Below are 6870 nucleotides of genomic sequence, written 5' to 3'. Positions count from 1 at the left end.
TAATTGATATAGCTAAAGAATTAAATAAATCTGAAAGAACAGTACAATTGAAGATTAAAAAATTAGGTTATAAATGGCATTCTAGTAAAAAAATTTATGAACCGATTTTAGAAGGATACGACAAGGAAAATGATAATAAAAACTTCTTAGAGTTATTTGATAATTCTGCAATAAAGCAACTTACAAAACCGATTGTTGAAAAAGAAAAGGTGCAAAAAGAAAACCGAAATAATAGTACTGTTAAAAAAACAAAAGATAGTGAACTAGATATGATTGATGTAATTTTGAATAAAGAAAATCATGAAAGAATACAAAGAGCGTACTATATTGATGCAGATTTAGCAGGAATTATAGATAAAGTAGACGGTAAACAAAAAAGTAATTTAATTAATGAGTGCATTCGTAAGGTATTCAAGGAAAAAGGTATTTTGTAAATCGTTAAATTAATGTTTTTGTTATTAGAATTTTGATAATATCAGCTGGCAGCAAGATCTATTTTGTAGAACAATAGTCCTATGTTTTAAGAGCGTAGCGTTCTCACATGCTTGCATGTATAAGCGCCTTTAGTGATTGGCGAATGCCAAGCGCAACTGTTAACTATAAACTAATTCAATTAGTTAAATATTGTAATATTTATAATTTTAGAATTGGAATCCTACCCCTCATATCTTATTAGCGCTTTTAATCTTTAAATCTTTTTAATGGGTGGATAGAAGAAAAAAATGAAATGACCCCAAGCCTTATAATATGGGGTCATAGTAGAGTAGTATTTTCGCTTTAGAATCCTTATGGCTGTAGGCTTTAACATGAAACACACATTAGCGAAAGTGTGTTTTTCCAAAAAGTTGAAAGGAGGGTAAGTAAGTGCCATCGAATTACACTAAGAAAAACGGCTATACATCCGCAGGGAAACAGCGTTATAAGCCGGATAAGAAGAACTATTTGTACAATATAGATACACTTTGGTTAAACTTTGGTAGTTATCATTATGATGATGTAATGGATTGTGGATTGCGAGATTCTTTAATAGCAGGACGTTTATCGAAACAAGATGATGGCGATTCAGAAACGGTTATTCAGTGTAAAATAGATGCATATAAAAAGCCAATATCTTTTGAAATTAATACAGGGAATCCACCTTTATATCAATATTCTTTGAGAAATGATTCTATGGCAATTTATTTCAGTAAAAACGAGAGAGAAAATCAATTACCTATGAGGGTACAATTAAATCAGTTTTTATTATGGGAAAAAGGTGTTGAAGGTGCATATCATGAAGCACATTCGGTTTTAAGGGCTTTAGGTTTTTTACCTTCTGAAGTTAGGATTAATCGTGTTGACTTCGCTGTACATAGTGATCAATTTAATTGGACTTTAGAAGATATGAAAACATTTAGTTATCCCGAAAATATAAAAAAAGATAATAAACCAAATTATTATAAATTAGATGTTTGTAGTGGCGAATTTGGAACAATGATGGTTGGTGACCGTAGTAGGTTGGCAATGCGTATTTATAATAAATCGAAGGAAATAGAAGATAAGAAAAAATATTATTTTTATGAGTTATATGAAAAACATGGTATTAATCCCGACAAGGTTTGGAATATTGAAATAGAAGTAAGAAGACCTTTTTTGGCTGATTTATGTGAAGATGATGAGGATTTAAAAAAATTATTTGATGATTTTAATTATTGTTTAAGTGTAGATGGTTTATCAAGATTATGGTCGTTATTAATGGGGAAATATCATCATGATAGCGCACATTGGTCTATGCTTACTAAATTGGACAAGCACTTTGCATTTAACACTACTCATGGTTTAACTATACACAAGGACGTTCAATCCAATTTTGAGCGTGAAATTCCTCAAATTTTAGGTAGATTAAGAACGGCAGTATTAACCGAAGAAGATTATAGTTTGGAACATGCTATAGAGAAACTTTGTAAAGCTATGCCTGAATATGAAAGAAAACAGAAGTTGAAAGGGAAGCAAATTGTTACTTTTGAAGAGCGTGTTGCGTTGAGTAAGTCGAAGATACAAAATGTTGATATTAATAATACAATTGAAAATCCTACTAAATTAAAAAGAGATATGTATGATCAAAATAAATTGGCTAATGAATATCGGAAAAATAATAATGAATATAAAAAAGAAAAAAAGTCCGTCCTCGAATTAAGAACAGACCTAGAAAACTATTAAAACAAACCTAAATTTATTATACTATAAGAAGCGCTCTATTAAAAGGGGGTTATCTTATGGGTAGAAAACAAACATCAAATAAAGAGAGAATAATGGTCACCATAGATAAGGACATACTAGAAAAATTAAAAGAGTTAGATATTAGTAGGTCAGTTTTGCTGACAGATGCTGCTAAAAAGCTGATACAAGAATTGGAATTAGAAGAAAAAAACGAAAAAAATGAAGAATTTTGAAAAAAGGTGTTGCATTGTCAGCGCCTTTTTTGTATATTAAAAACAGAACAAATATCCGTATATACTGAAAAAAACAGAACAAATATCCGTATATACTAAATTATAAAAAATGGGGGAAATTACATGTTAAAGGGACAAGGATTAACTTTTATCAGAGCAGAACGAAACAAGGGTATTTCTCAAAAAAATGGTGAAGCTTTTGATTTTGCAAGTGTTACATTATCCGACGGGTTGGAAAGTTTTAAACTTGATGTAAAGCCAGTTCTTACTGAAATGCAACCACTTAATACATTGCGTAAAGGGGAAAAATGTACAGTTACGGTTGATGTGGGTGAACGATTTGGAAAGCCAACTTTTACAGTCAGTGATGTAGTTGCTGTTAAGTAATTATGGATGAATCAATTAAAGAAAGTCTTGTAAAGGATTCGATAGAATCTGAGGATATACACAATACTTTGTTAGGTATTCAAAAAACTTTAGAAGAATCAAATAAAGATTCAAATGAAATTTTAAAAGATAGCTTATCAGATATTCAAAAAGTTACCGAAGAATCTTTAAAGCAATCTACTGAAACTAATAAAGATTTATCTGATTCTATACAAACATTTTCTGATAATCTTGAAAACCTGCCCGATGGGTCAGGAGTTGGTACTTCAGCATTAGAGGAAAAATTAGATTTAGTAAATGAAAATTTACAAGCAACTATAGATTTATTAACTAGTATTAATAAATCTTTGGAACTGGTCTCAAGTGCATGTGATGCAATTTTGACATATAGCGTTTTCTTCATACCACTAATGGTGATTGTCATTTGTTTATGGTGGTTTATCAAACAGTTTTTGCGCTAAAGGAGGTGGTTACATATGAAAAGTAATGCTTTAACTGCTGAACAAGTTGCACCAATTACATCTGCCGTATCAGATAACATTGGAGTATTGTTACCAGTCGGAATTGGTATTATGGCTATCATGGTGGGAGTTTCATTAATCCCTCGTATCGTATATAAATTCTTGTGATCAAAATGGGTTGGGCTTATGCCCAATCCTTTTTTAAATAGGGTGGGGGTTTAATTGTTTAAAAAAACATTAATTAGTTTGTCGTTAGTACTTATGTTTTTTACACCACAAGTTGCAAAAATTCAATTTGTTAACGCTGCGAGTGCAACATTAGGAACTGAATTTGTTAAAAAGGCTTTTACTGGTCTTGTAACTGGTATCGGTGCAGTAGGTGCAGGGTCTTTGCAAGTATATAAAACAGTGTATGAAACAGATATAGAAGACCTTAAAGGCTATGCTGAGTCAGCTTGGAATGGTCTGTCAGATATATCGAGAAAAGGATTTGAAACGGCTGTTGCATTATCTATGGAAGTTGATTCAACGATAAGAGGTTTGTCTGATGATATTTGGGATTCTATAACAGGTGTTTTTGATAAATTTCACGAAGCTTATAAATCTACAATTATTGGAGAAATTTATACAGTTTCTTTTAAAGGTTCTACGGCTGCGGATTTTAAATTTAATTATCCTTATAGAGCAGTTTTTAGTACATCAACTTGGCATCCAGAACCAATGCAAGTTTTTAGTTCTACGTGGAGTTCTATAAATGATGGAACTAGTGGTTATATAAAACTTGGTAAATTTGAATTAAAAACTAATAGTAGTTATGACAGAAAACAAATGATAAAAGCCGGTGAATCAGGCAGTTTAAGTGCAATAATATCTCTATCTCATGCCTATTCTGCCGTACCATTTGAATTTAAAGTTATAAATGTTCTTACGGGTAATGACGTTAATGTTTTTGCTCCAGATGATTCAGCAATTTATGACCAAACTTTGAAGAAATTAAAAGAACAAGATATTCCGAGAATGAAAGATGCAGGAGTTGTATTACCTGTGCCAACTGGTGTCTTACCGGGTATAGAGGCAGGTACAAAAGATGTAGATGTTGTATTTAAGGACGGTATTCCAATAGATAAATCAACAGGTTTAGCAATACCAAATGTCAAATATCCCGATATAGTTTGGAAAAATCCATCTATCACATGGGAAAATGATATTCCTAAAGTTGATGGGGGTATCGGTGTACAGGATTTAACAAAGCCTGGTGACGTTGCTATTAATCCTGATTTAACTGGTATTTCAGGGCTTTTAAAAGGCATATTAGATGCTATTAAAGCTATCCCAACTGCATTTATGGATTTATTAAAGGCTTTATTCATACCCACAACATTAGCAGCCAGTTTATCAAACATGGTTGATATGGGTAATAAACTTGTTCTTTTACCCGATTTCAGCTTTTTAAAAGGTTCTGTAGGTAGTTGTATGCGGAGTGATATTAAAATTTCGATTTATGGTAAGAGCTTAACAATTGTATCTATGGATTATTTGTTACAAGCATCTAGCTATTACATGCCTATCATGCGTGGTTTACTTTGGTTTTTGTTTGGCTGGTATGCCTATAGAAAAATTATAGCAATGTTAAATAAAGTAGATGGAGTTAGAAATTAATTATATATAAAGGTGGTTATTTTTTGATTATAGACGCAATAATAAAACCTTTATTTTTCATTTTGGAAAGTCTAATGGGTTTACTACCTGTTATGAACTTAAGGACCATTTTCAACGGTGTTACAGAGGTAGGGAGCCTATTTAATGCTTTGAGTGTTGTTTCTTGTTTTATGCCTGTAGATACAGTAATTCAAATAATCGCTTTAATATTTACAATCTATACTATTTCAGTTGGTTGGGCATTTCTGAATTGGTTAATCGCAAAAATTCCTACAATAAATTGATTGTGTGCGTAAGTCGTAAACGTCTCGAGCGGATGCCGAGACTACGACGGCGCACAATTATATATATAATCAATCACACCCAAATTGGAGGTTTTTATTATTAAAAACAAAAAGTTAAAAAAGATATATTCAGAGATTGGTTTTTCTAAAAAGTTTTTTATATTTTTTCATTGGTTCTTTAAAGATTTAAAGTTTTATAAAAAACATGGAAGACCATTTAATGAATACGGTGTAACTATGTATTGTGGTCGTCAAGGTTATGGAAAAACAGTTGCTATGGTTGAGTACCTCGAACGTATGAGAAAAAAATTTCCTGAGTGCTTAATTTATACGAATTTCGGATACGTAAATGAAACTGATCAATTTGTTGATTGGAGACAATTTTATGATATTCGTAACGGTGAAAAAGGAATTATTTTTGCAATAGATGAAATTCAAAACGAATGGAATAGTACAAAGTGGAAAGATTTCCCCGAATCATTATTAAGTGAAATTACTCAACAACGTAAACAAAGAGTAAAAATTATTTGTTCGTCTCAAGTGTATACACGTGTAGTTAAACCATTACGTGAGCAGACGTTTGATGTAGTTGAATGTCGTACTTTATTAGAGCGTTGGACGTTTATTAAATCATTTGACAGTATCGAATATGAATCAGTTATTTCACAGCCAGGTTTAAAAAATAAATTACATCGTAATTATCGTAAAAACTTTGTACAGGATAATAAATTGAGAGATTTATATGATACATCTGCAAAAGTTAAAAAGTTAGCAGATACAGAATATATACCAAGAAATGAAAGGGTGTATTAAATTGTTATTTTATATTGTAATCGGTATTACGTTTTTTTTTGGTGCTTTGTGTCTTATTCAATCTTTCACTAGTTCTTACAAGAAAGGAAATGTTGTTATGACGGCTGAAGGCGAAAATGTAGATTTATTTTTATTTTATAGATTTAAGAAAAAATATTTTAACATCCAAAAATTCGGTTCAGTATATAAATTAAAATTATTAACTGTATTACGTAATGACTTTGAATTTCACTTTGGTTATTTATTAAATTCAGAGGATGAAAATGATTTCAGTAATTTCTATAAAAAAATAAATAATGATATTGAAAAATGGGGTGTAAAAAATGGTTAATCAAATGGTTGTTGATACTTATGTTGCCTGTTTAATTGTTACGGGAATGTTTATATTTTTTATGTATTTTTGTTTTTCATTTTATAAGAGATTCAATAAATTTATTGGAAAGAAAATTAATTTAAAGAAAAACCAGGAGGGTTTAAATGAATGATTTAGTTGTATATTTTACTGTCTTTATATATTCAATTATCGCTATATTATGGATTATCATTACTTATTTAAAAATGACTTATGGAAATTATGAAAATATGAAAAAAATGAAAAAAGGAAAAGGTTGACAATAGAGGTGAAACAATGCTACCATAGATTTAATAAATGATTAATCTATAGGAGCTGATAACATGGAATTAAAAGACATGACAGTATCAGAAGTAATGCAATCAATAGCAGACATGAATATTAAAGTAATTGATATAGCTAAAGAATTAAATAAATCTGAAAGAACAGTACAATTGAAGATTAAAAAATTAGGTTATAAATGGCATTCTAGTAAAAAAATT

The 6870-nt window shown here is 30.4% G+C and carries 9 protein-coding genes; all 9 read left to right on the top strand.

From position 1 onward, the window contains the following. A partial coding sequence (locus tag ACWCXX_RS40080) for a hypothetical protein (protein WP_451136100.1) occupies positions 1–434 on the top strand: 434 nt, incomplete at its 5' end. Positions 435–864: 430 nt separating this feature from the next. After that, positions 865–2199, top strand: coding sequence for a replication initiation protein (locus ACWCXX_RS40075; RefSeq protein ID WP_427729495.1), 1335 nt, complete (start codon positions 865–867; stop codon positions 2197–2199). Between the two features lie 56 nt (positions 2200–2255). Continuing rightward, positions 2256–2432, top strand: coding sequence for a type II toxin-antitoxin system CcdA family antitoxin (locus ACWCXX_RS40070; RefSeq protein ID WP_427729494.1), 177 nt, complete (start codon positions 2256–2258; stop codon positions 2430–2432). A gap of 123 nt (positions 2433–2555) precedes the next feature. Beyond that, positions 2556–2819, top strand: a complete 264-nt coding sequence (locus tag ACWCXX_RS40065; RefSeq protein ID WP_427729493.1) for a hypothetical protein — start codon at positions 2556–2558, stop codon at positions 2817–2819. 2 nt (positions 2820–2821) lie between these two features. Continuing rightward, complete coding sequence (locus tag ACWCXX_RS40060) at positions 2822–3280, top strand: hypothetical protein (protein WP_427729492.1); 459 nt, start codon at positions 2822–2824, stop codon at positions 3278–3280. Positions 3281–3295: 15 nt separating this feature from the next. Further along, entirely contained in the window at positions 3296–3448 is a 153-nt protein-coding gene (locus tag ACWCXX_RS40055) for a hypothetical protein (protein WP_427729491.1), read from the top strand. Between the two features lie 78 nt (positions 3449–3526). Next, positions 3527–4939 carry a hypothetical protein gene (locus ACWCXX_RS40050; protein ID WP_451136096.1) on the top strand — a complete coding sequence of 471 codons (1413 nt, stop codon included), beginning with the start codon at positions 3527–3529 and terminating at the stop codon, positions 4937–4939. Positions 4940–5307: 368 nt separating this feature from the next. After that, on the top strand, positions 5308–6036 hold the full coding sequence (locus tag ACWCXX_RS40045; protein WP_451136094.1) for a hypothetical protein: 729 nt from the start codon (positions 5308–5310) through the stop codon (positions 6034–6036). A gap of 97 nt (positions 6037–6133) precedes the next feature. Beyond that, positions 6134–6367, top strand: a complete 234-nt coding sequence (locus tag ACWCXX_RS40040) for a hypothetical protein (RefSeq protein WP_427729487.1) — start codon at positions 6134–6136, stop codon at positions 6365–6367. Positions 6368–6870 lie beyond the last annotated feature (503 nt).

Source organism: Streptomyces sp. NPDC001732, assembly GCF_053596315.1.
Note: the sequence above shows the minus strand (reverse complement) of the source record. Positions and strands in the feature narration are given on the sequence as shown.

Coding starts and splice junctions, on each gene's coding strand:
- ACWCXX_RS40070 (WP_427729494.1), top strand. CDS start 2,256: ATGGGTAGAAAACAAACATCAAATAAAGAGAGAATAATGGTCACCATA.
- ACWCXX_RS40065 (WP_427729493.1), top strand. CDS start 2,556: ATGTTAAAGGGACAAGGATTAACTTTTATCAGAGCAGAACGAAACAAG.
- ACWCXX_RS40060 (WP_427729492.1), top strand. CDS start 2,822: ATGGATGAATCAATTAAAGAAAGTCTTGTAAAGGATTCGATAGAATCT.
- ACWCXX_RS40055 (WP_427729491.1), top strand. CDS start 3,296: ATGAAAAGTAATGCTTTAACTGCTGAACAAGTTGCACCAATTACATCT.
- ACWCXX_RS40040 (WP_427729487.1), top strand. CDS start 6,134: ATGACGGCTGAAGGCGAAAATGTAGATTTATTTTTATTTTATAGATTT.